Source organism: Virgisporangium aliadipatigenens, assembly GCF_016863615.1.
In the GTDB taxonomy this organism is placed as follows: domain Bacteria; phylum Actinomycetota; class Actinomycetes; order Mycobacteriales; family Micromonosporaceae; genus Virgisporangium; species Virgisporangium aliadipatigenens.
On sequence record NZ_BOPF01000014.1, the window covers coordinates 227,156 to 249,861 of the forward strand.

At 72.3% G+C, this 22,706-nt stretch carries 18 protein-coding genes and 1 pseudogene; 11 read left to right on the forward strand and 8 right to left on the reverse strand.

The window, feature by feature from the left end; genetic code table 11:
- Positions 1 to 76 precede the first annotated feature (76 nt).
- From Val02_RS21120 to Val02_RS21130, 3 genes are all read left to right on the forward strand, one after another.
- Entirely contained in the window at positions 77 to 685 is a 609-nt protein-coding gene (locus Val02_RS21120; protein WP_203900845.1) for a Uma2 family endonuclease, read from the forward strand.
- Between the two features lie 141 nt (positions 686 to 826).
- Positions 827 to 1,819 (forward strand): polyprenyl synthetase family protein, encoded by a 993-nt coding sequence (locus Val02_RS21125; RefSeq protein WP_308440014.1) that lies wholly within the window; start codon positions 827 to 829, stop codon positions 1,817 to 1,819.
- Positions 1,820 to 2,012: 193 nt separating this feature from the next.
- Entirely contained in the window at positions 2,013 to 2,792 is a 780-nt protein-coding gene (locus Val02_RS21130; protein ID WP_203900847.1) for an IclR family transcriptional regulator, read from the forward strand.
- A 59-nt stretch (positions 2,793 to 2,851) separates the two neighbouring features.
- Here the strand turns inward: Val02_RS21130 and Val02_RS21135 are convergent, their stop codons facing one another.
- Positions 2,852 to 4,906, reverse strand: a complete 2,055-nt coding sequence (locus tag Val02_RS21135) for a PhoX family protein (protein WP_203900848.1) — start codon at positions 4,904 to 4,906, stop codon at positions 2,852 to 2,854.
- 214 nt (positions 4,907 to 5,120) lie between these two features.
- Between Val02_RS21135 and Val02_RS21140 the strand changes: the two genes are divergently transcribed.
- Positions 5,121 to 5,633 (forward strand): sigma-70 family RNA polymerase sigma factor, encoded by a 513-nt coding sequence (locus Val02_RS21140; RefSeq protein WP_203900849.1) that lies wholly within the window; start codon positions 5,121 to 5,123, stop codon positions 5,631 to 5,633.
- A complete protein-coding gene (locus Val02_RS21145; RefSeq protein WP_203900850.1) occupies positions 5,630 to 6,391 on the forward strand; it encodes an anti-sigma factor family protein in 762 nt (253 codons plus the stop codon). The genes Val02_RS21140 and Val02_RS21145 overlap by 4 nt, the downstream gene beginning before the upstream one ends.
- Positions 6,392 to 6,395: 4 nt before the next feature.
- Here the strand turns inward: Val02_RS21145 and rarD are convergent, their stop codons facing one another.
- Genes rarD through Val02_RS21165 form a run of 4 tightly spaced genes read right to left on the reverse strand, consistent with a single transcriptional unit; the run spans position 6,396 to position 10,004 of the window.
- A complete protein-coding gene (gene rarD / locus Val02_RS21150; protein ID WP_203900851.1) occupies positions 6,396 to 7,286 on the reverse strand; it encodes an EamA family transporter RarD in 891 nt (296 codons plus the stop codon).
- A gap of 25 nt (positions 7,287 to 7,311) precedes the next feature.
- On the reverse strand, positions 7,312 to 7,752 hold the full coding sequence (locus Val02_RS21155) for a GNAT family N-acetyltransferase (protein ID WP_203900852.1): 441 nt from the start codon (positions 7,750 to 7,752) through the stop codon (positions 7,312 to 7,314).
- Positions 7,749 to 8,168: a phage holin family protein gene (locus tag Val02_RS21160; RefSeq protein ID WP_203900853.1), complete on the reverse strand. Its 420-nt coding sequence runs from the start codon at positions 8,166 to 8,168 to the stop codon at positions 7,749 to 7,751. Before Val02_RS21160 ends, Val02_RS21155 begins: the two co-directional genes overlap by 4 nt.
- Before the next feature lie 45 nt (positions 8,169 to 8,213).
- The gene (locus Val02_RS21165) at positions 8,214 to 10,004 is read right to left on the reverse strand and encodes a type VII secretion protein EccE (protein ID WP_203900854.1); all 1,791 of its coding nucleotides are present in this window, start codon (positions 10,002 to 10,004) and stop codon (positions 8,214 to 8,216) included.
- A gap of 69 nt (positions 10,005 to 10,073) precedes the next feature.
- Here Val02_RS21165 and eccB point away from each other — a divergent pair, with 69 nt between their 5' ends.
- From eccB to Val02_RS21180, 3 genes are all read left to right on the forward strand, one after another.
- Positions 10,074 to 11,444, forward strand: coding sequence for a type VII secretion protein EccB (eccB, locus tag Val02_RS21170; RefSeq protein ID WP_203900855.1), 1,371 nt, complete (start codon positions 10,074 to 10,076; stop codon positions 11,442 to 11,444).
- Positions 11,445 to 11,570: 126 nt separating this feature from the next.
- Complete coding sequence (locus Val02_RS21175; protein WP_203900856.1) at positions 11,571 to 11,891, forward strand: WXG100 family type VII secretion target; 321 nt, start codon at positions 11,571 to 11,573, stop codon at positions 11,889 to 11,891.
- Positions 11,892 to 11,914: 23 nt separating this feature from the next.
- On the forward strand, positions 11,915 to 12,208 hold the full coding sequence (locus tag Val02_RS21180) for a WXG100 family type VII secretion target (RefSeq protein WP_203900857.1): 294 nt from the start codon (positions 11,915 to 11,917) through the stop codon (positions 12,206 to 12,208).
- A 116-nt stretch (positions 12,209 to 12,324) separates the two neighbouring features.
- Here Val02_RS21180 and mycP read toward each other — a convergent pair whose 3' ends face one another.
- Entirely contained in the window at positions 12,325 to 13,491 is a 1,167-nt protein-coding gene (gene mycP, locus Val02_RS21185; protein WP_203900858.1) for a type VII secretion-associated serine protease mycosin, read from the reverse strand.
- Between the two features lie 188 nt (positions 13,492 to 13,679).
- Between mycP and Val02_RS48940 the strand changes: the two are divergent.
- From Val02_RS48940 to Val02_RS21195, 3 genes and pseudogenes are all read left to right on the forward strand, one after another.
- Positions 13,680 to 13,973 (forward strand): annotated as a pseudogene (locus Val02_RS48940) (SseB family protein); the annotation flags it as partial.
- 4,368 nt (positions 13,974 to 18,341) lie between these two features.
- A complete protein-coding gene (locus tag Val02_RS48875) occupies positions 18,342 to 19,289 on the forward strand; it encodes an SseB family protein (RefSeq protein WP_444546000.1) in 948 nt (315 codons plus the stop codon).
- A complete protein-coding gene (locus Val02_RS21195) occupies positions 19,282 to 19,641 on the forward strand; it encodes a UCP033725 family protein (RefSeq protein WP_203900860.1) in 360 nt (119 codons plus the stop codon). Before Val02_RS48875 ends, Val02_RS21195 begins: the two co-directional genes overlap by 8 nt.
- Here Val02_RS21195 and Val02_RS21200 read toward each other — a convergent pair.
- Both Val02_RS21200 and acs read right to left on the reverse strand, forming a co-directional pair.
- Entirely contained in the window at positions 19,638 to 20,567 is a 930-nt protein-coding gene (locus Val02_RS21200; RefSeq protein ID WP_203900861.1) for an alpha/beta fold hydrolase, read from the reverse strand. The genes Val02_RS21195 and Val02_RS21200 overlap by 4 nt on opposite strands.
- A gap of 144 nt (positions 20,568 to 20,711) precedes the next feature.
- The gene (acs, locus tag Val02_RS21205) at positions 20,712 to 22,700 is read right to left on the reverse strand and encodes an acetate--CoA ligase (protein WP_203900862.1); all 1,989 of its coding nucleotides are present in this window, start codon (positions 22,698 to 22,700) and stop codon (positions 20,712 to 20,714) included.
- Positions 22,701 to 22,706 lie beyond the last annotated feature (6 nt).

A 22,706-nucleotide genomic window follows, 5' to 3' on the forward strand; every position in this document is an offset into this window, starting at 1 on the left:
AACGGAGCCACTACTCCGTTTGGCGAAGTTAAATGAGAGGTGCGCGGAGGAGGAACGGTGCGGTATAACGGTGGGCGTGGCTGCTCCTGTGATGACTGAATTCGATCCCCTGCGTGACCTCGCTGGGAAATGGACCACGGATCTCGCGGAGCAGTACCTGCCACTTCCAAGCCACCCGTATCACACGTACGAGTGCGTCGATGGAAGGCTGATCATGTCTGCGGCGGAGTGCTACGAAAACGGCTTCGCGCAGATGCGGATCGACCGGATCTTGGGTGAGGCCGTCGAAGCCGCGGGATACATACTCCTGGGGCAGGTAAACCTGACCTTCGCCGACAATCGGTGGATCGTTCCGGACGCGCTCGTCATCAAAGAGCCGCCGGCGCGGGGAAAACAGCGCACCTGGATTCCCTATATGCATGCCGTCATGCCGATCGAGCTCGTCTCGCCGTCCAGCGAAGATCGCGATTGCATCGACAAGCCCGCCATGTGCGCGGCGGCGGGCGTTCCCTATTTCATGCAGATCCAGGTCCCCAAGTCGATCGGGCCGGTCAGGGTTTCCGTGCAGCGGCTGCGACGGCGCGGCGCGCCCACCGTGATCGCTTCCGGCCGGTCCGGGGATCGGGTCACGATGGACGAGCCGTTCTCGGTGTCGTTCGACCCGGAGCGGTTCAACGCTCCCTGAGGAGCGTCGTCCCGGCCGGGCTGCGGCGGCTGGCGGTGATCGGCGTCGCATCGACCGGGGCCGGGAGGTGCTGGTCGCCCCGGGGTACGCGCCGTATGGCATCGTTGAGGCGTGGAGAAGGCGGGCGGCGGGCGGCGTGCACTGATCAGCTTCGACGGCGTTGATCCCGATCTGGAGGCCGGCGTCCGCGCGATCCTCGACGGTGTCGAGGGCACATTGCGCGAAACGGTCGCCAGCTCCGACCGCCTGATCGACGAGGCGGCCAAGCATCTGGTGGAGGCGGGCGGCAAGCGGTTCCGGCCGATGCTGGTGGCGCTCGGCGCCCAGTTCGGCGACCCGCGCTCGCCGATGGTCGTTCCGGCGGCGGCGGTGGTGGAGCTGACGCACCTCGGCACCCTGTACCACGACGACGTGATGGACGAGGCCGAGGTGCGGCGTGGTGCCCCGAGCGCCAACTCGCGCTGGGGTAACTCGATCGCGATCCTCATCGGCGACTACCTGTTCGCCCGCGCGGCCGATCTCGCGGCGGAGTTGGGGCTGGACGCGGTGCGCATCCAGTCGCGCACGTTCGCCCGGCTGGTGCACGGCCAGATCGCCGAGACGCTGGGGCCGGCCGAGGGCGAGGACCGGGTCGCGCACTATCTGAACGTCATCGCCGAGAAGACCGGTTCGCTGATCGCCACCAGTGCGCGCTTCGGCGGGATGTTCGGCGGTGCGCAGGAGGCGCACATCCGGGCGCTGACGGAGTACGGCGAGACGATGGGCATCGCGTTCCAGCTCTCCGACGACCTGCTCGACATCGCCAGCGACTCCGAGGAGTCCGGCAAGACGCCCGGGACCGACCTGCGCGAGGGTGTGCCGACCCTGCCGGCCCTGTATGCGCTGGAGTCGGACGACTCCGATGCCGCGGCCGTTCGGCTACGGGAGCTGCTCTCGTCGGGGCCGCTGGTCGACGACGCGCTGCACGCCGAGGCGTTGGGGTTGCTGCGCGAGTCGACGGCGCTCAAGCGCGCGCGGGAGACGGTGCGCTCCTACGCGGAACGTTCGCGGGCGGCGCTGCTGACGCTGCCGGACGCGCCGGCACGGCAGGCGATGGAGTCCCTCTGCGACTCGATCGCGGACCGTACCAGCTGACGCAACATGCACACCTTGCTGACCCTTGGTGCTTGAGATCTCACAGCGAGCACCGATGCATTGCTCAACTTCTGTGGAATATCAGCCGTCCGCGCCCTAAAAATCACCCTCAGCCACTGTCGGGTCCTCCCCGAATCGCCCGCAGTTTCATATTGTGTAAAGCCTGTTACTGCTGCGACTGGGGAGGGCGGCGGTGCGAGATCCACAGGCTGAGCCTTCGGATCTCATCCGCAGCGTGTCGCGGGCCTTTCGGGTACTCGAGGCGGTGGGCCAATCGCCTCGCGGGTTGACGGTCAAACAGATCGCACGCCGGTGCGAGCTGACCGTGGCCACGACGTACCACCTGGTCCGCACACTTGCGTATGAGGGTTACGTGATGCGCCGCGAGGACGGCACCTACATAGTCGGGCTGGAGGTGGCCGACCGGTACCGCGAACTGGTGCTCGCCTGCCGCGGCCCGCAACAGGTGCAGGACGTCTTACGCAGGGCGGCCGTCGACTCGGGCTACACGCACATGGTCGGGCGGTTCATCAACGGGCGGGTCGCCATCGTGGCCTGTGCCGAGGGGATGCGCTCACCGCAGGTCGACGACCTGGTGGCCGGGTTCGACGACGGGGCGCACGCGACGGCGCTCGGCAAGGCGCTGGTCGCCACGCTGAGCGCCGACCACCGGTGGCGGTTCCTGAAGGAACAGGGGATGCCGGCCTACACGCCGCAGACGCTGACGTCGCTGGAGGCCCTGGACGCCGACCTCGCGGCCGGTGAGCGGCGCGGGCTGCACATCGAGGTCAACCAGTTCCGGACCGGGCTCGCCGGAGCGGCCGTGCTGGTCGTCGCCGACCGCGAGCAGGAACGCCGGGTCGCGCTCGGCTGCACCGTACCGGCCGCCGACATGATGGCCTCCGCCAAGACCATCCGCACCAGACTCGTCGCCACGGCACAGCAACTGGCCGAGGCGCTACGCGAGGGCTGAAAACAAGCGGCGGGAGCGACGGTCCGCACCACGGCGGACCGTCGCAACCAATCAGATCGCTAGGAACCCACCGGTCCGTTGTCCAGCTTCCAGGTGACCGCGATGCCGGGCTTGGCGAAGTCGCCGTCCGGCCAGGTGGAGGCCGGATTCTCGACCCGGGCACCGTCCCGCTCGCCCGGGTGCTGAACGGCCGTGAAGACGCTCTTGCCGTCGGCCGAGATGAACGGGCCGCAGGACTCGGCGCCGAACGGCACGCTCAGGAACTGCTTGAGGTAGCCGGCGTTCGGGCCTTCCAGCGGCACGGCGAACAGCCCGTCGTTGGCCTCCAGCGCGTTGCCGTCCGTGGCGATCCACAGGTTGCCGGCGGCGTCGAACGCCACGTTGTCCGGGCAGGAGATCGGCGAGACCTTCGACTTGTCGAAGCCGAGGAAGTAGGTCGACGGGTCGGCCGGGTCGCCGCAGATGATCGGCAGCTTCCACGAGAACGTCTCCGACGCGTTGTCGCCGTTGTCCTCGGTGATCTCCAGGATGTGGCCGTGCTTGTTGTTGGCGCGCGGGTTGACCGGGTCCACGCCGGGGTCGGTGCCGACGCCGCGCCGCGAGTTGTTGGTCAGCGCGCAGTAGACCTTGCCGGTCTTCGGGTTCGGCTCCACGTCCTCGGGGCGGTCCATCTTGGTCGCGCCGAGCTTGTCCGCGGCGAGGCGGGTCAGGATCAGCACCTCGGCGACGGTCATGCCCTCGACGCGGCTGGCGTTGTCCTTCACCAACGGCAGCCACCGGCCACGGCCGCTGCCGTCGAACTTCGCGACATACAGGTCGCCAGACTCCAGCAGCGTGAGGTTGTGCTGGCGGGCCGACGGCGAGCGGCCGTCGCGCATCTTCTTGTGCGACACGAACTTGTACAGGTAGTCGAAGCGCTCGTCGTCGCCGGTGTACGCGACCACCCGCTTGTCCTTGGCCAGGATGACGTTCGCGCCCTCGTGCTTGAGGCGGCCCAGCGCGGTGTGCTTGCGCGGCGCCGCCTTCGGGTCGAACGGGTCCAGCTCGACGATCCAGCCGAAGCGGTTCGCCTCGTTGGGGTTCTTGGTGAGGTCGAAGCGCTCGTCGGCGGTGTCCCAGTTGGCGGCGCCCCGGTTGGCGATGTCGAACCCGTACCGCTTGAGCCCCGGCTTGGCCGCCTCGGGCGCGCCGTTGGCGCCGACGAAGACGCCGTTGAAGTTCTCCTCGCCGGAGAGCACGGTGCCCCAGGGCGTGACGCCGCCGGCGCAGTTCGCGAACGTGCCGATGACGCTCTTGCCCGTCCTGTCGGCGGCGGTCTTCAGCCACTCGTGCCCGGCGGCCGGCCCGGTGAGGGTGAACCGGGTGTCGGAGGCGGTGACGCGCCGGTTGTACGGCCGGCGCCCGTTGCGAACGAGCTGCCACTCACCGGTGCGCCCGACGCGCTCGATCTCGACGACGGCCATGCCGACGGCGGCCTGGATGATCTTCCACTGCTCGACGGTCAGCGCCGCGGTGGAGGTGAACCCGGGGAACATCAGCTCGGGGTTGGCGTACTCGTGGTTGCACACCAGCAGCGCGCGGTCCCGCCCGTGCAGCGGCAGGACGGCGACGAAGTCGTTGTTGTAGCCGAACTGCTTCTTCTGCTTCTCGGCCGACTGCTGGTACACGTCGAACTTCGGCGCACCGGGCAGGACCTCGTCGCCCCACCGCACGATCACCGAGTGGTCGTACCCGTTGGGCACGATGAACGAGTCCAGCCGGTTCGGCGGGATGGCCTTGAAGCCCAGCGCGGCGGGGGCGCCGCTCTTGCCCAGCTCGGCGGCGTCGGGAACGTCGCGCGCGGCGTCGGCGTCGGGATCCGCGGGTGCGGCGACGGCCGGCGACGCGGCCGCGAGCCCGCCGAGCACCACGGCACCGATCGCGCCGCCGCGCATGACACCGCGCCGGGAGACCTCCGCCTGCACCAGGTCGCCGAAGTACTGGTTGTCGGACTCGTTGGGCTCCGGGTGGTCGCACGCGTTGCCGCACCGGTACCGGCACGTCGAGGCGCTACGCCCGAAGTGTCCCCGTAGTGCCGCGCCGACGATCGGTAACAGCCGCCGGGGTTGGGTCATGTGAAGTCTCCTCGTGTCGCGAACGGTTGGGCCGTCAGGGCCGACTCGTTAGGCTCAGGCTGATCGCTGACGCCCGATCGAATACGTCGACGCAGACCGGTCCAGAGCGGCACGTTATGGGCAGTCAATGGATCGAGAGAGGCACTACCGTGAACCGCGCGTGAACCATCTCGGGCTGAGCTGCGTGAACTAAGACGTAAGGGGTTGTAGGAGAGTGGGCGACGACGACGCCGAGTTGCTACGGGCGCTCCATACCGAGCACGGCGACGCACTGTTCGCCCATGCTCTGCGGCTCACCGGGGGAGACCGTCAGCGCGCGGAGGATCTCGTGCAGGAAACGATGCTGCGAGCCTGGCAGCATCCCGAGGCGCTTGACCCGGCGAGAGGGTCGGTGCGCGCGTGGTTGTTCACGACCACGCGCAATCTGGCCATCGACGCCTGGCGACGGCGGAGTGTGCGGGCGGGTGAGGTGATCACGGACACTCCACCGGAGCGGCCGGGGGCTGACGAGAGCGAGCGTGTCGTCGAGTCATGGGTGATCGCGGAGGCGTTGGCAAGACTGTCCGCCCCGCATCGGGAGGTGCTGGTGGAGTGCTACTACGCCGGCCGTTCGGTGGCTGAGGCGGCGGAGAAGCTCGGCGTGCCTCCGGGCACCGTGAAGTCGCGTTCTTACTACGCGTTGCGGCAGCTGAAGATCGTATTAGAGGAGTTGGGGGTGACACAGTGAAATGCCCACAGGCCATTGACGTCGGCGTCTACGTGCTGGGCGCGCTGTCGCCCGCCGACACCGAGGAGTTCGAGCGGCACCTGGGTCAGTGCGAGTTCTGCCAGGAGGAGGTCGCCGATCTGGCCGGCCTGCCGAGCCTGCTGGGGCAGCTCGACTTCGCCACCGCCGAGGCGATCGCCCGCGAGGGGGCGGTGCCGGCGGACCTGCGACAGCCGTCGCGCGAGGCCGCCTGGGCCGGGCCGACGTCCGTTCCGGTGGTGACGCCGGCCGATCCGGAGGGCGGTCGGGTGGTGTCGTTGCTCGACGCCGCCAAGCACCGCCGGGCGCGGGAGCGTCGTCGGGGACGGGTTTTCGCCGTCGCCGCGACCCTGGCCGCGGCCTGTCTCGCGGTGGTCGTCGGTCTGGGCGTTCCCGCGATATTGAACTCCGGAAGCGAAGCGCCCGACCTGGTCGCGATGACCGCCACGTCGGCCAACGTCCCCATCACGGCCGAGGTCGGGATGGTCCGGGACGGCGACCGCACGAAGGTCGTCATGCACTGCGTCTACAGCGGCGGGTCCAGCACGGACAACCGGTGGATGCTGCGGCTGCGGGCGGTGCCGAAGGGCGGCGGCCAGCCGGTCGAGGTGACCAACTGGAGCGCCGGGCACGGCGACGAGTTCGAGCTGACCGGCTACACCACGCTCAAGCCCGACCAGATGGAACGCATCGAGATGGTCAAGGGGGACGGGACCGTCCTGCTGACCTACGTGCCGTAAGAACCTAGGCCGCGGCCGTCGCGAGGCGGCTGCGGCGGGTGGCGCGGATGCCGTCCCAGCTGAACACGGCGAGCGCGAGCCAGACGAGTGCGAAGCCGGCGAGCCGTGCGGCCGGCATCGGTTCGTGGAAGGCCAGCACGCCGATGGCCAGGTGCAGGATCGGCGCCAGGTACTGCAGCACGCCCAGGATCGTCAGCGGGATCCGGTTGGCCGCGCCGGCGAACAGGAGCAGCGGGATCGCGGTGACCGGTCCGGCGACCACCAGCAGCGCGGTGAGCGTCCAGTTCCCGTGCCCGAACGCCTGGCCGTCCTGCACCGCGAGATACACCAGCGCGACGGGCGCCAGCACCGAGGACTCCACCAGCAGCCCTTCCGCCGCCGGCAGCGCCAGCCGCTTCTTGACCAGCCCGTACAGGCCGAAGCTGACCGCGAGCAACAGCGCGATCCAGGGCAGCCGGCCGTAGTCGACGGTCAGCACGACGACGGCGAGGGTGCTGATCCCGACGGCCACCCACTGCGTGGCACGCAGGCGCTCCTTCAGGGCCACGACGCCCAGCCCCACCGCGACGAGCGGCGTCACGAAGTAGCCGAGGGAGACCTCGACGACCTGTTCGCTGGAAACGCCGTAGATGAACGTGAGCCAATTGACCCCGATCAGCACCGCCGCGAGCGCGACGCCCGCCAGCTTGCGTGGCTGACGGGTCAGGTCCCGGACGGCCTGCCAGCGGCGCCGCGCCGCGAGCAGGATCGCGACGAACACCACGGACCACACGATCCGGTGCGCCAGGATCTCCAGCGGCGTGGCGTCGTCGAGCAGGCGCCAGTAAAGCGGGAAGAAGCCCCAGATGGCGTAGGCGGCGAATCCGAGCAGGAGACCGTGGCGGGAGGCGGGCACCGTTCCACGGTAAGGGGCGTAGCGGTTAGCGATCCTTGCCTGTGGGAGGGGTCACGCGGTATTCCATCCACATTCCTGGATCGACCAGCGGGGTGAAGCCGTGCTTGGCGTACACGCCGTGGGCGTCCTTCGTGGCGAGGAGGATGCGCCGCGGGCCGAGGTCGCGCAGGTGGGCACAGGCCGCGCCGACGAACCACGTACCGAGGCCGGTGCCGCGCGAGCCGCGTTCGACGTAGACGTCGCAGAGCCAGGCGAACGTGGCCGAATCCGTCACCGCCCGGGCGTAGCCGACCTGCGTGCCGGCCGGGTCGTACAGGCCGAAGTTGAGCGAGCCGGCGATCGCGCGTTCGACCGTGTCGCGGCTGCGGCCGAGCGCCCAGTACGCGTCGGTCGACAGCCAGTGGTGGATCCGGTCCAGGTCGAGCCGGCCCGGATCCGTGTCGAGCGTGTACCCGTCAGGGGTCACCGGCGGTAGTCGCGCTGACGCGGGCGACGGTCGTCGTCGTCCCGGTCCTTGCCGGTCTTGACGAAGAAGTTCAGCAGCCAGCTGACGATGCCGATCAGCAGCGTGCCGAGCACCGCCGGGATGAACCCGTCGACGTGGAACCGCAGGTCGAGTTCACCGGCGATCCAGCTGGTCAGCCAGAGGAGCAGGCCGTTGACCAGCACCGCCACGAGGCCCAGCGTCACCGCGTAGATGGCGCAGCCGAACGTCTTGATGATCGGCCGCAGCACGGCGTTGACCACACCGAAGATCACCGCGACGACGAGCAGCGTGCCGATCTTTTCGGTCGGCTCGCCACTGAGCGTGATGCCCTCGATCGCCACCGTGGAGAGCCACAGCGCGAACGCGCTCACGACCAGCCTGATCAGGATGCCCATGCGGTGATCGTCCCACGGCGGTGCCAGCGACGGTGACCCCGGTCGCTACGGCGTCCGGCCGAGGATGCGGGCCTCGATCGGGCCCGGGACCGCCATCGCCCAGCGCACCGCCTCCCGCGGCACGACGGCGCCGATCATGTCGCCGCCGATGCGCACCAGCCAGTCGGCCGTCGTGCCGAGCCCCAGCGCGGCGCCGGCGAGTACCGCCTCCTCGTCCCCGACCCGCGTGAGCAGCGCGAGGTCCGCGCGCGACAACAGATCGACGTCCGCCGCGGTGATCCGGTCGCGGAGCATCACCGTCGTGCGCCATTGCGCCTGTTCCAGTGGAACGTGCGAAGCGGCCGGCCCCGGCGCGTCGACCAGCACCAGCTGCGGGCGTACCGGGGTGGCCGGCGGGGCCTCCGCGGCGCGGCCCGGTGCCAGGACCGTGATCGCGGTGCCGATGCCCCGGAGGAACGCGTCCCACGCCTGCGGTCGCGCCGTCTGGAGATACAGCCGGGCCCCGGTGGCCACCGCGCGCAGCGCCACGAACTGCGCCCGGTGCGGCTCGCCGACCAGCACGACGCGGGTGGGCGAGGACCGGAACAGCGCGATCGTCACCGGGCCGCCGTGCCGGTTGGTGCCGAGCACGACGCCGGCGCCGCCGGTCGGCAGGTCGGCGGGGCCCTCCGCCGGGCCGGCGCGGTCCAGGGGATCGGTGCCGCCGAGCGGCAGGGTGGCGGCCAGGCCGGACGGGTGCGCGCCGTCGAGCCGGCGCAGGCCGACACCGGCCGCCACGAGGCGCTGCCGGACGGCGCTGACGGCCGCGGCCAGTTCCTCCGGGCCGGCGGCGGCGATCCGCAGGGCGGCCTCGTGGCGTTCGTGTTCGACGGCGAGGGCGAGGGTGACCGCGCAGCCGGGCAGGTCGAGCAGGCGTGCGGGGAGGCTCTGTGCGCCCCGCGCGTGGTCCTCGGCGGGCGGGCCGTCGCGCCGGTCCGGCTGGTCGAGGGCGTCGAGGCGGAAGGTCACCTGGCGCAGGCCGCCGACGGTGAGTTCGGGCCAGCGTTCCAGGGTGGGGGCGGTCGGGTCGTGGTGGGCCAGCTCGGCGAGGAGACCGGGGACGGCGCCGGGCGCGACGAGCGTGGCGGTCAGTCCCGCGCGTTCGAGCCTGCGGCGGATCCGGCGCACCGCGCTGACCAGCGAACGCCGCAGCACGTCGTCCCCGGTCCCCACCTCCCGGCGCACCTGAACGGCCACCAGCAGCCGCCGGTACGAGGCGACCCGCCCGCCCGTGAACTGCCGGTAGGCGGCGGCCGCGGGGCCGTCGGCGGCGCCGGGCGGCGGAGCTGACACCGTTCCCACGATCAAACGAAGACGCGTGGCCGGGAGGTCCGGATCTACGTGCGGCAGGAGACTGCCCAAAGCCGGCATCGCCGGGCCGGGATCGCCGAACATGGCGCCGGGGTCGCCGACGGCGATGATCGCGGACGGACCTCCCGCGTCGTCGGTCACCGCGACCGGCTGCCCGTCCAGCTCGACCGTGGACGGTGTCCCGTCGGGCAGGGCGACTACCCGCCGGCGGCCGGCGTACCGCAGCCCGAGCAGCGCCCACTCGAACGCCCACCGGCCCCGCACCCGGACCAGCGCGAGCAGCACCACGGCGAGCGCCACCGGTGTCGTGAACGCGACGGTGGCCGGCCCGAGCTGCCACGCGGCGAGCACCGTGAGCGCGGCGGCCTCGACTGCGATGACCTGGCCGGTCGGGCGTCCGGCCAGAGATTGTGCCGGCGGGCGGCGTGGTCCGGGCGTGGCCTGGAGGGCTGGCGTGCGGGGTCCCGGCGTGGCTCGTGTGGCCATCGTGTTCCCCCCGCGTAGTCGGTCGGGCGCTTATCGTAGGCGGCGTTCGGCTCGCATGGGGAGGCGTCGATGCCGTCTCGCTCGGATCAGCTCCACTCGTACCAGTTCGCGATGCAGCGGGTGGTCTCGGCGCTCATGGCCCGCGAGACGGATCCGGCGCGCCCACCGATGCGTCGCGCCGGGACCGCGCTCTTCGCGGGACTGCTGGTGGCGGCGCTGACGCTGGCCGGGTTCGCGGTGTGGGGGCTGCTCCAGCCGGGCGGCTCGACGAGGTGGCGCGACGGGCGTTCGGTGATCGTCGAGAAGGAGAGCGGCGCCAAGTACGCCTATCTCGACGGGCGGCTGCACCCGGTGGCCAACTACGCGTCGGCGCTGCTCATCGTGGGTGCGCCGGCCACCGTTCAGGTCGCGCGGCGGTCGTTGGCGGGCGTGGCGCGCGGGGCGCCGCTCGGGATCGTGGGCGCGCCGGACGCTGTCCCTCGAAAGAGTGATCTGCTGCGCGGGGCGTGGCAGGTGTGCAGCCGTTCCGAGGGGGCGGGGGTGCGCTCCGTGGTGCGGGTCGGCGCGCCGGCCGGCGGTGGGGAGGCCCTCGGCGACGGCGGATTGCTGGTGTCCACTCCGGACGGCGGCGTTCACCTGGTGTGGCAGGGGCGCCGGAGCAGGCTGCGGGAGCCCGAGGCGCTGCGCGGCATCCTCGTGTGGGGCGCGCCGGTGCCGGTGGCGGCCGCGTTCGTCAACGCGTTGCCGGCCGTCGCCGACCTCGCGCGGGTGCCGTTGTCGGGGCGTGGGCGTTCGTTCGGGTCGGTCGCGGGTGCGCGGGTCGGGCAGGTGTTCCTGGTCGACGGCCGGCAGCACGCGGTGGCGCTGCAGGAGGGGCTGGCGCCGGTGACGGCGTTCCAGGCGGCGCTGCTGCTCGGCGATCCGGCCACCGTGGAACTGGTCGGCCAGAAGGCCGCCACCCCGCTCTCGGCGGGCGAGTACGCCGCCGTGCCCCGCACGAGCCTCCCGGGGAACTGGGCCGGGCTGCCGGTGGCGCCGCCGCGCCTGGCGGAACCGCCGGTCGGTGCGGCGTTGTGCGCGGTGCCGGAGGGGGAGGTGACGGTCGGCGCGTCGGTCGCCGGTGCGTCGGCGGTGCGGTCCTCGGCGGGGGCTTCGTCGGCTGCGGCGCCCTCGGCGGGGGCGTCTTCGGCTGGGGCCGATGAGGTTTTCGTGCCGCCGGGGCGGGGTGTGCTGGTGGCAGCCGTGGCGTCGGCGCAGGCGCCCGGCGGGGCCCTGTACCTGGTGACCGAGTCGGGTGTGCGGCACGCGGTGCCGGCCGAGGCGTTGCCGGCGCTCGGCTACGACGGTGTGACACCCGTGCAGGTCCCGGCCGGGGTGCTGGCGCTCCTCCCGTCCGGCGCCGCGCTCGATCCACAGGCGGCTAGAACGCCTTTGCGGTGATTGGCCCGAAGTTATCCACAGGAACGAACTGGGGCTGGTGACTCCGGTCGATTTCTTACTAGCGTCATCGCATCGACAGCCGGCACATCCATGATTACTTACCGCTGAGGATGAGGGAGGTGGACCGTGGCTGTTTCGCAGACCGATCTTGACTTGATGCAGCTCACCGCGAAGAAGTTCGACGACATCAACGCTTCGCTCGACGGCATGCTGAGGAGCCTGCTGTCCGAGCTGGAGGGGCTGCAGAGCCAGTGGACCGGTGCGGGCGGACGCTCGTTCGGCCAGGTCAAGCAGCAGTGGGCGGCAAGCCAGCGGGAGATCCACCGCAACCTCTCGGAGACCGCCGACGCCGTCCGCACGGCCGGGGTCTCCTACTCGGCGACCGACACCGATGTCGCCGGCCGCATGGGCCCGATCGGCAACAACACTCACGACCTGCCCATCTGACCCGACCGCGGAAGGAGAAGACCATGCCCGATCCGATGCTTAGGGTCGACTTCGGTGCGCTTCAGCACGCCAGCGACTCGATCAACACGGCACTTCGCCGGTTGCGCGGCGACCTCCACCAGATCGAACGCGAGGCGGCTCCGCTGGTGGCCACCTGGGAGGGCGACGCGCAGCAGGCCTACTACGCGCGCCAGCAGGCGTGGACCAAGGCGGCGGACAACCTCGCCGGGATGCTGAGCGACATCAAGGGTGCGCTCGACCAGTCGGCGATCGACTACGCCACCACCGAGCGGGACAACAGGAACCGCTTCATCTAGCCGCGGGACCGGGGGAGCGCCGGCGTTCTGGCCTTGGGCCGGGCGTCGGCGCTTTTGCTGTGTCCGGGGATCGTCGGCGGCCGGGTTGTCGGGCAGCCGGAGGGCCGTGGGGCGGGTCAGCGGAGGCGGGGGATCACCGCGCCGGCGAGCAGGAGGGCGAGGGCCGCTGACAGGGCCAGCGCCGCGAGCTTGTACGCGCGGGTGCGGGCCGCGGACTCCGCGTGGGCTACGGCTGCCGCGGCGGGATCGCGGCCCGCGGGCGGGAGCGGGGCGGCCTTCGGTGGAGGTTCGTTGCGCAGCTGGTCCGTGACGGCGCGGTAGGGGTTCAGGACGCCCGAGCCGTAGCCGGTCCCGGCCGCCGGCGGATCCGTGGTGGCGAGGAGGCGCGCGGCCACCTGGTCGGCGTTCAGGGTGGGGTGGTACTGGCGGATCAGGGCCGCGGTGCCGGCGACGAACGCCGACGCGAAGCTGGTGCCGGTGCGCCGGCCGTACCCGCCGCCGGGCGCCGCGGCCACCACGTCCGCGCCCGGTGCCACCAGATCGACATAGTCGCCGACCTGCGACTGCGGCACGCGGCTGCCGTCCTGTTGGATCCCGCCGACGCCGATCACACCCTCGTACGCCGCCGGGTACGGGCGGGGACTGCCGGCCTCCTGACGGTTGCCCGCGGCGGCCACCAGCACGACATCCCGCGCCCGTGCGAACCGGACGGCCTCCCGCAATGCCGGATCGTCCACCTCCGTCGTGAGCGACAGGTTGATGACGCGGGCGCCCAGTTCGACCGCTTGGCGCAGCGCTCCGGCGATGGCCGCCACGGTGACCGTGCGGGCGTTGGTGGTGTCGGTGCCGTCGAGGCGTTCGGTCACGCGCACCGGCAGGATCGTCGCGGCGGGCGCGACACCTCGCAGCGGCGCACCGGACTGCGGGCGGGCGGCGATGAGGCTGGCGACGGCCGTTCCGTGGCCGACGCAGTCGAGGCGACCGCCGGTGCCGGCGTCCAGCAGATCCAGCCCGGTGCGCACCGCCGGGGCCAACTGCGGATGGGTGGCATCCACCCCGGAGTCCACGACCGCCACTACTATGCCGGTGCCGTCGGCGAGGCCGTTGAGGCGTTCGAGGTCGAACCGGCGCTGTGGCCAGGGCGGATCGGAGGCCACCGGCGGGGCGCTGCCAGCGGCGGGGCAGGCTGGTGCGGCGTTCGACGGAATGGAAAACGAGATCAGGGCGACCGGACCGACAACCAGGAGTCCGGCGGCCATGGCGGTGGCGCGAGCCCAGCGCATGATGCCTCCCCGGCGACATGATATCGATGGGGATGCCGGGTTCGGTGTCCTGCACGGGAGCATCGCAGCGGACGCGCTCCGGAAGGTAGGTTAAGGTGCGCGCACGCACAGAGAGCGGCGAGCCCTGGATGAGCCGGAAGGGGGTGGCCGTGGACGGTTGGGCCCCGGCCACCGAAGCCGAGGCGGTAATGCGCGAGGTGCTGCGCGCCGGAGACCAGGAACAGTACTTCCGGGTGCTCGCGCGCATCGAGCTGTTGCTTCCGATCTCGGCCGATTCCGCAGGTAGACGCTCTCCCGGCTGGGGTACCTGGTCGTCGGACGGGCGCACGCACGTGCTGGCGTTCTCGTCGCCGCAGTCGATGCGCACCTGCCTCGCCGAGCATGCGGGCAGCTATCGGACCATCGCTTTTCGTGATCTTGCCATCCAGTGGCCCAATTCAGAGTGGTGGCTCGCGGTCAACCCAGGTCTCCCGATCGAGGGATATCTGCCGGCCTGGTTCGTTTCGCAGATCGGCCGCGGGGACGTGCGGCTGCCGGGGCGCGGGATGGGTTCCCGGGCGCGGATGGAGCACGCCAGCAACCTGCGGGCGCGGGGAGCGGCTCAGGTGCCGCGCCGGCCAAGTCAGGCCAGTCCGGTGCACCTCGGGCCGCGGCCCGAACGGCAGGGTGGCGCGGCTGCGGCGCTCGGGCCGGGGCGGGGAGCGCCTGGTGGGCCCGGTGTTCCGGGTCCCGGTGTCCCTGGTTCCGGCGGTCCTGGGGGTCCGGGGTCCGGCGGACCCGGCGCACCTGGTGTGCCGGCGGGTCCCGTGGTGCCGGGTGTTCCCGCACGGCCTGCCGTGGTGGACGGGACCGTTGTCGGGCGGCCCGCGGTGGAGGCTCCCGGTGCGCCGGTCGGTCCCGGGGTCCCGGTCGGGTTGGCCGGTGTCGAAGGGCCCGGTAGTCCTGGTGGGCCGGGGCGTGCTGGTGGATCTGGGACATCCGGTGGGGCCGGAATTTCCGGTGCCGGGGTGTCCGGTCCGGCGCCCGTCGGTGGGTCCGGCGGCGGCAATGGGCCCGGATTCGGTGGTCCTGCGGCCCGGCCCGGCTCCGGTGCAAGTGGTGGGGCCGCCGGTGGAGTTGGGGGCTCCGGGAGCGGTGCGCCCACTGGTGGCCGTGAGGGCTTTGCGCCGCCAGGTGTCGGCGGAGGTTTCGGTGGCTCCGGGGGCGGTGCTTCCACCTCTGGTGGTCCTGCCGGGCCGGCGCGGCCCGGTGATGCAGGTGCTTCCGGCGGGCTCGGTGCTTCCGCCGGTGGCCACGGGGGCTTTGCGCGGCCGGGTGCCGGTGGTGCTCCTGGTGTTGGTGCTGCTTCCGGTGGAGCCGAGGGGTTTGCGCGGCCCGGTGTCGGCGGTGCTTCGAGTGGGCCGGGTGGGCTGCCGAAGCGTCCCGCCGGGCCGGGAGTCGGCGGTGCCGGCCGCATGCCCGGCGGCGAGGGCGCGCCGGGCGGGCCGGGCTTCGGTGCCGGTCAGGGACTTGCCGGTGCCGGCGCGAGCGGTGGCGCCGGTGGCTTGACGGGACCCGGTGGGCACAGCGGGTTCGCCGGATCCGAGACCGGTGGTCAGAGCGGGTCCGGAGGACCTGCCGGCGGTCAGGGCGGGGCCGGATTCGGGCGGCCCGGTGGTACCGAGGGCATCGGTGGTGCCGGTGTGCCCGGCGGGCCCGGTGTCGGTGGTCGGCCGGGGATGCCCGGTGCGCCGTTCGGGCGGGGGGCGGATATCGCTGCCGGACCCGGCGGGTTGCCGCGTCGGCCGAGCGACTCCGGTGGTCGTCCGGGAGCGGGCGATCCCGGCTTCGGCCGTCCCGGGGAGCCCGGGGGGAGCCGGCCGGACGCGGGTGCGCCCGGCGACGCCGGTTTCCGTGGGCGTCCCGGTGCCGGTGGCGAGCCCGGGTCCGGTGAGGCGCCGGGGCCCGGCGATCGTTCCGGGCTGCTGCCGAACGGACGACCCGAGGGACTGCCCGGCCGGCGGCCCGGCGATCGGCTCGGCACGCGCCCGAGCACACTCCCGCCGGCGCGGCCCGAAGGCGGGCCGCTCGGACGGCGTGAAGGCCTGATCGGCGGCCGGCCGCCGGGTCAGGAACAGGCGCCACCCGGCGTTCCGATGTCTCCCGCCGCATCGGCGGCTGCCGCGGCGCCGGCACCCGAACGGGACGCACCCGGCCGGTTCGATCGTCCCGACGATCCCGGTCGAGAGCGCCGCATCTTCGATCGCCCGGAGTCCGCTCCGCCCGCCCCGGAACGCTCGGGTCGGCTGCTGTTCGACCCCGCCGACCAGTTGCAACCGCCGCCCGAGCGGCCACTCTTCGAACGGTCGATCTTCGGGCCGCCGTCCGGTACCGCGCGCCCCGGGGGCACTCGCGATCATCACGAGCAGACCGGTTCGCGTCCCACGTCGCCGGCCGTCGGACGGGGCGTCGCGCCGGTGTCGCCCGGTGGCACGTCGGCGTTGCCGGATCGGCCGGTCTCACCGGCGCGGCCGCCCGCAGACGAGCACATGCCCGAGGACGCGCCGGTCACCGGTAGCGGGCTGGGGCTCGGTGCGCGGCTCGCGGAGTTGCAGGCGCTCGGTGGGCAGTTCGCCGTGCAGCCGGTCGACGCGCCGGAGACCTCGCCGTCGGCCGCCAGGTCCGGTGAGAGTTCGTCGCGGGGGATGTGGGAGCCGAAGGTGCCGGCCGTCGTCCCGGACTACTCCGAGGACGAGCCGCCGTCGCCCGCGCCGGACGCCGAGAGCGTTCCGCCTTCCGCCGCGCGGGGTGGTTCCTTCTTGAACGCCGCCGCGGCCCCGCCGGCCGAACGCGCCGGCGCCGATCCGGGTGGACCCGACCGGCCGCGGCTCTACTCAGGGCCCGGCGGGCTGGTGGCCGGTGAGGACTACGACGTTCCGCTGCGAAGGCCGCAGGAGGGCGAGCCGGTCGAGGACGCGGCGGCTCTTGCGCCCAACGGGTTCGACCAACTGCTGGACGACGAGTGGCGCGCCGGACGCACGCTGCGATCGGCGGAGTCCGGCGGATACGCGCCGGTCCGGATCGAGGGTGAGCCGCTCCCGACGCGGACGCCGCGGCCGGGCGGCGCCGAGGACAAGTCCGGGGGCGCCCCGGCGAGCACCCCGGCGCCGGACCCGCGGCGGGCGACCGCCCCCGGCTGGGCCCCCGACCAGCGGCGGACGCTCGCACCGTCGGGCCTGCCGCCGATCGAGCCGGACGACCCCACGCTGCCGCCGCTGCGGCCGCCGTACATCGCCGACGAGCCGGACCCGGAGACGTCCGATTCGCCGACCGGCTCGAGCGACATCATCGACGATGCCCCGGGCGGGACGGGCGCCGCGAGCGGTGCGCCGTCCGGCGGCTCGACCGGGTCGACGCTCGGCGGCCTCGCCGGACCGGTGTCCGGTGGTGCGAGCGGGGCGACGTTCGGTGGCGCGGCGGGGTCGGTGTCCGGCGGGAACGTCGCGTCGACCTCCGGCGGGCCGGCCGGGCCGGTCTCCGGGGGCGGGACCGGGGCGACCTTCGGCGGTGTCGCCGGGGCGGCGCTCGACGGTCCGAGCTGGTCGGCCTTCAGCGGGGCGACCGGTTCCCGCGACGGCGAGGCGGCCGGATCGGTGGGCACGGGCGCCGGCTCCTCGGGGTCGGGGGCGTCGGGACCGTCCACGTCGGACGATGCGGAGCGGGCCTCGGGGGCGCTGCCGACCCGGCCGGTCAGCGGTGCGGGTACGGGCGGGGAGCTTCCGCGGCGCCCCGTGAGTGCCGATAGCCAGCCGCCCGCCGAACGGGTGGCAAGCGCGCTGGACGAGCTCGAGGCGGCACGGTCGACGGCCGGCGACGGTACTGACGCCGGGTCGACGGGCGCCTCCGGGGTGGACGAAGCGGTGCGGCCGTCCGCGGCAACGAGCGCCTCCGTCGACGGTGAGCCGATGGGGCCATCCGTGGAGCCGGGTGCTTCCGTGGGCGGTGAGCCGGTGGGGTCCTCGACCGCCATGGGTGCTTCCGTCGGCGGTGAGCCGGTGGGGCCTTCCATCGCCATGGGTGCTTCGGCGAGCGGTGAGCCTCCGCGGTCCTCCACCGCCGACCTGGGCGGTGCGGCCGGGCGGCCGAGCGATGTGTTCGGGGGCGAGGAGCCGATCCGGTCCGCCGATGCGCCCACCCTCGGTGAGCCGGCACGGTCGACGGGCGGGCTCCTCGCTGACCGGCCGGCGGAGTCGCCCGGTGCCTCCGGAGAGGATGTCGCGGCGCGGTCGGGGACCTATGCCGGTGACGTTCCCGGATGGTCCTCTGCCGACGGCGGGGACGTCGCGGCGCGGTCGGCGACCTACAGCGGTGATGCTCCCGGGCGGTCGTCCGCCTTCGGCGATGCGGACTCCTTGACCGGCGACGCGTCCGGCGGCGGTGGTTCGACGCGGCCGATGGATGCCTCCGTCGGAGACGATCCGGTGCGCTCCACGGCTGCGTCCGGTGCCCTCTCCGGTGACGCCGCGGGGCTGTCGACGGGTGCGTCCGTCGATGACGGTTCCGCCGGTGATGGTCCGGTGCGTCCGGCGGCCGGGTCGGAAAGCCCGGCGGTCGAAGCCGGTGATACCGCTGCGCGCGGCGGCGGTCCGGCGGCCGGGTCCGGGAGCCCGGCGGACCGGTTGAGCGGCCTTGTCGACAGGGCCGGTGGCCAGTCGGTGGCGCCGGTAAGCCCCGCCGCCGAGCGGCCGCTTCCGCCGGCCATCGAGCTCGAGTTGCCGTTCGGGCCGACGGCCGCGCCGGTGGTGAAGGCGCCGGAGGAGACGACGGGTGCGACACTCGAGCCGCTTCCCGAGCTGGACCCGGCGATCGACATGTCCCGCTTCGCGGCCGCCAACGCCACCGAGGAGGACCTGCTCGCCGCCACCCGCGAAGGCAACACGGACGGGTTCCTCTCCACGCTGCTGCTGGCGAAGGTGCTGGTCCCGGGCTCCACGGCCGAACCGTCGAACTGGCCCACCCGTTCGATCAACGGCGGCGAGTACCTGGTGACCTATACGACCCGCAAGCGTCTCGAGGAACGCCACGGCGTCGGCGCGGAGGCGACCGAGGTGCGCTTCACGTCGCTGATCTCGCAGTGGCCGGGCGACGAACTCGGCTTCGCCGTCAACCCGGGCACACCCGTGGGCGCCACGCTCAGCGGCGCCGAGATCCGCACCCTCGCCGGTTGGGCCACCGAGGTCGGCCTCATCGGCGAGCCGGATCCCGAGCCGGAGCAGCCCAAGGCGACCGCCCCGGTGCGGCGGGCGGCGCCGGCCGAGGTGCCGGGCCAGCTGCTCATGATGCAGAAGACGGTGCCCGCGGCGCAGCTGCCGTTCTACCTGGATCGCGGATACGACCGGGTCTCGGGCTTCGTGCACCGGGCCGCCGAGGTGGCACACCTGACGACGCCGGAGCAGCTGTACCGGGCGCTCGGGCTCAACCACCGGGGTTCGCCGTTCTTCGTCGATGATCTCGAGGTGTACGTGCTCCGCTGGGTGGCGCACTGCCCCAGCCTGTACCGGATCCCGTTCGGTGGGCAGAACGAGGGCGGCATGCAGGCGATGCGCGGCTGGGTGATCGAGCGGGCGCCGTTCCGGGGCAACGGCTTCGCGCCGAGCGAGACCGCCGACGTGGTGGCGGAGTTCAAGGTGGACAGCACGCGGTTGCCGCACGGCGCGCAGCTGTGGCGGGTCTCCAGCGATGCGGAGGAGACGCTGATCGCGCTCTTCGACGCGGACACGTCGCGCTGGCAGCGGGTCGAGACGAGCGACGATGCGTGACGGTTACATCGCCCGTTGGCGGGGCGAGGAGTACGAGGCCTCCCCGGACGGGGAGGAGGTCAGGCTCTACCGGCCGGACGCCGCAGACGGGTTCGAGGAGATCCGGCCCGGCCGTCATCGCAAGATTGTCTCGGCGAACGAGGTTCAGCTCGACTACATCCGCACCGGCTGTGTGTGGCGCGGCGAGCCGTTCCTGGTGCTGGCCGAACATGAGGGCTGGCTGCGCGTCGAGTACACGGGCGGGCTGGCTCCGGTGGCGCAGCGGCTGGGCCTGGAGGAGTTCGAGTTCGGGGTGTACCAGGGGTGGGCCCCGGTCTCCGAGGTGCTGGACGTGCGGGAGTACCGGGTCTAGGAGCCGCCGACCTTGGCCCAGCGCAGGATCTCGCCGGAGACCACGTCGGCCGCTTCGCGGTGCGGGAAGTGGCCCACGCCGTCGAGGATCCGCCACTCGTAGTCGGCGAGAACGTAGCGGCCGGAGCCCTGTGCCGTTCGCGGGAGAACGGCCGGGTCGAGGGAGCCGTGCAACTGGAGCGTGGGGCTGACGATCGGCTGCTGCAGCTGCTTGACGAACCGGTAACCCTGCAGCCGCAGCACCGAACGGACCGACCAGCGGTACGCCTCCATCGCGCAGAACGCCGTCTGCGGGATCTGGAACGCCTGCCGGCACTTGGCCTCGTAGTCGTCGAAGTCGCTGGAGTCGAGCCACGCCGCTCCGCCCCAGCGGCGCAGGTACTCGCCGACCATCGCGGCGTTGTCTCTGGTCATGGCGTGTTCGAAGCGCGGGATCTGGAACTTCGCCAGGGACAGCGACGCGGCCAGCTGTCCCCTGGGGTCGGCCAGCAGCGATGCGCGCAGGCGCAACGGGTGGGCGGCTCCGGTCACCACGAGCCGGCGGACCAGCTTCGGATGGAAGCACGCCGTCGCCCAGGCGATCATGCCGCCGTAGCCGGCACCGACGACGACGGCACGGCGTTCGCCCAGGGCACGAATGAGGCCGGCGACGTCGCCGGCCATCGTGTACCCGTCGTAGCCGCGGGGTGGCTTGTCGCTGGCGCCGTAGCCGCGCAGGTCCACGGCGACCGCGCGGAACCCGGAGTCGCCGACGGTGATGAGCTGCTTTTCCCAGGCGAGCCAGCACTCGGGGAAGCCGTGCAGGAACAGCACGAGCGGCCCGCTGCCGTACTCGACGGTGTGGAACCGCGTGCCGTTGGCACTGACGAACCGGTGGGTCCACGGGCCGTCGGCCCGCACCACTGACTCGTCCACGGCTGGTTTCATCGACACAGCGTAAAGGTTGCCCGGTCGCACAGCCGTGTGCGACCGGGGAAACCCCTGACATGTGAATTTGTGTACGCGGACGTGGAGCGCAGCGACCCGGCGGGAGCGACGGTCCGCACCACGGCGGACCGTCGCAATAAAGCCCTAGTCCTCGTCCTTGCCGGTCTTGAGCCCGCTGGAGATCAGGTCCATGACCGACGAGTCCTGGAGCGTGGTGACGTCGCCCAGCGAACGGTTTTCGGCCACGTCCTTGAGCAGGCGGCGCATGATCTTGCCGGAACGGGTCTTGGGCAGCTCCGGCACCACCATGATCTGGCGCGGCTTGGCGATCGGGCCGAGCGTCTTCGCCACGTGGTTGCGCAGCTCCTGGGCCAGCGCGTCGCCCTGGGCCTCGTCCTCGGGCACGTCCCCGCGCAGGATCGTGAACGCCACGATCGCCTGCCCGGTGGTCGGGTCCGTGGCGCCCACGACGGCGGCCTCGGCGACCTTGGGGTGCGACACCAGCGCGGACTCGACCTCGGTGGTGGAGATGTTGTGCCCGGACACGAGCATGACGTCGTCTACGCGGCCGAGCAGCCACAGGTGACCGTCGTCGTCGCGCTTGGCGCCGTCACCGGCGAAGTAGATCCATTCGTCGCCTGCCTCGGCACCGGCGCCGAACCGCGACCAGTACGTCTCGATGAACCGCTTGTCGTCGCCCCAGATGGTGCGCAGCATGCTCGGCCACGGCTCGCGCAGCACCAGGAACCCGCCACCGCCCGGCGGCACCGAATTGCCCCCGTCGTCGATCACGTCGGCCGCGATGCCCGGCAGCGGACCCATCGCCGAACCCGGCTTCGCGGCCGTGACGCCCGGCAGCGGCGAGATCATCTGCGCGCCGGTCTCGGTCTGCCACCAGGTGTCGACGACCGGGGCGTTGTTGTGGCCGATGTGCTCGCGGTACCACATCCACGCCTCGGGGTTGATCGGCTCGCCCACGCTGCCGATGATGCGCAGCGACGACAGGTCGAACTTCGCCGGGATGTCGTCGCCCCACTTCATGAACGTGCGGATCGCCGTCGGCGCGGTGTAGAGGATCGAGACCTTGTACTTCTCGATGATCTCCCAGAACCGGCCGCGGTGCGGCGTGTCCGGCGTGCCCTCGTACATGACCTGGGTGGCGCCGTTGGAGAGCGGCCCGTAGACGATGTAGCTGTGCCCGGTGACCCAGCCGATGTCGGCGGTGCACCAGTAGACGTCGGTGTCCGGCTTGAGGTCGAACACGGCGTGCGTCGTCCAGCTGGCCTGCGTCAGGTAGCCGCCGGTGGTGTGCAGGATGCCCTTGGGCTTGGCGGTCGTCCCGCTCGTGTACAGGATGAACAGCGGGTGCTCCGCGTCGAACGGCTGCGCCTCGTGCTCCGGCGACGCGGAGTCGACCACGTCGTGCCACCACACGTCGCGGCCATCGGTCCAGTCGACCTCCTGCTCGGTGCGGCGCACTACGAGCACCTTCTCGATCGACGGGCAGCGGCTCACGGCCTCGTCGACGGTCGGCTTGAGGGCGCTCGGCTTGCCCCGGCGGTAGCCGCCGTCGGCGGTGATCACGACCTTGGCGTCGGCGTCCTGGATCCGGCCGGAGAGCGCGTCCGCGCTGAACCCGCCGAAGACCACGCTGTGCGTCGCCCCGATCCGGGCGCAGGCCAGCATGGCGACGGCCGCCTCCGGGATCATCGGCATGTAGATCGCGACCCGGTCGCCGGCGGTGACGCCGAGATCGGTCAGCGCGTTGGCCGCCTGGCTGACCGTGCGGTGCAGGTCGGCGTAGGTGATGGTGCGGGTGTCGCCCGGCTCGCCCTCCCAGTGGATGGCGACCTTGCTGCCGCGGCCGGCCTCGATGTGGCGGTCGAGGCAGTTGTACGCGACGTTGAGCTGCCCGTCGGCGAACCACTTCGCGAACGGCGGGTTGGACCAGTCGAGGATCTCCGCGAACGGCCGGTGCCAGTGCAGCCGCCGGGCCTGCGCGGCCCAGAACTCCAGCCGGTCAGCCTTCGCCTCCTCGAACGCGGCGTCGGTGACGTTGGCCGCGGCTGCCAGCTCGGCCGGCGGCGGGAACTGCCTGGTCTCGGAGAGCAGGTTGGCCAACGTGTCGCTCATGAGCCT

Excerpts from the sequence above, each read along its gene's own strand:
- Val02_RS21135 (WP_203900848.1), bottom strand. The coding sequence starts at position 4,906 with ATGACCCAACCCCGGCGGCTGTTACCGATCGTCGGCGCGGCACTACGG.
- Val02_RS21160 (WP_203900853.1), bottom strand. The coding sequence starts at position 8,168 with ATGGGCATCCTGATCAGGCTGGTCGTGAGCGCGTTCGCGCTGTGGCTC.
- Val02_RS21165 (WP_203900854.1), bottom strand. The coding sequence starts at position 10,004 with ATGGCCACACGAGCCACGCCGGGACCCCGCACGCCAGCCCTCCAGGCC.
- eccB (WP_203900855.1), top strand. The coding sequence starts at position 10,074 with ATGCCGTCTCGCTCGGATCAGCTCCACTCGTACCAGTTCGCGATGCAG.
- Val02_RS21180 (WP_203900857.1), top strand. The coding sequence starts at position 11,915 with ATGCCCGATCCGATGCTTAGGGTCGACTTCGGTGCGCTTCAGCACGCC.
- mycP (WP_203900858.1), bottom strand. The coding sequence starts at position 13,491 with ATGCGCTGGGCTCGCGCCACCGCCATGGCCGCCGGACTCCTGGTTGTC.
- Val02_RS48875 (WP_444546000.1), top strand. The coding sequence starts at position 18,342 with ATGTCCCGCTTCGCGGCCGCCAACGCCACCGAGGAGGACCTGCTCGCC.
- Val02_RS21195 (WP_203900860.1), top strand. The coding sequence starts at position 19,282 with ATGCGTGACGGTTACATCGCCCGTTGGCGGGGCGAGGAGTACGAGGCC.
- Val02_RS21200 (WP_203900861.1), bottom strand. The coding sequence starts at position 20,567 with ATGAAACCAGCCGTGGACGAGTCAGTGGTGCGGGCCGACGGCCCGTGG.
- acs (WP_203900862.1), bottom strand. The coding sequence starts at position 22,700 with ATGAGCGACACGTTGGCCAACCTGCTCTCCGAGACCAGGCAGTTCCCG.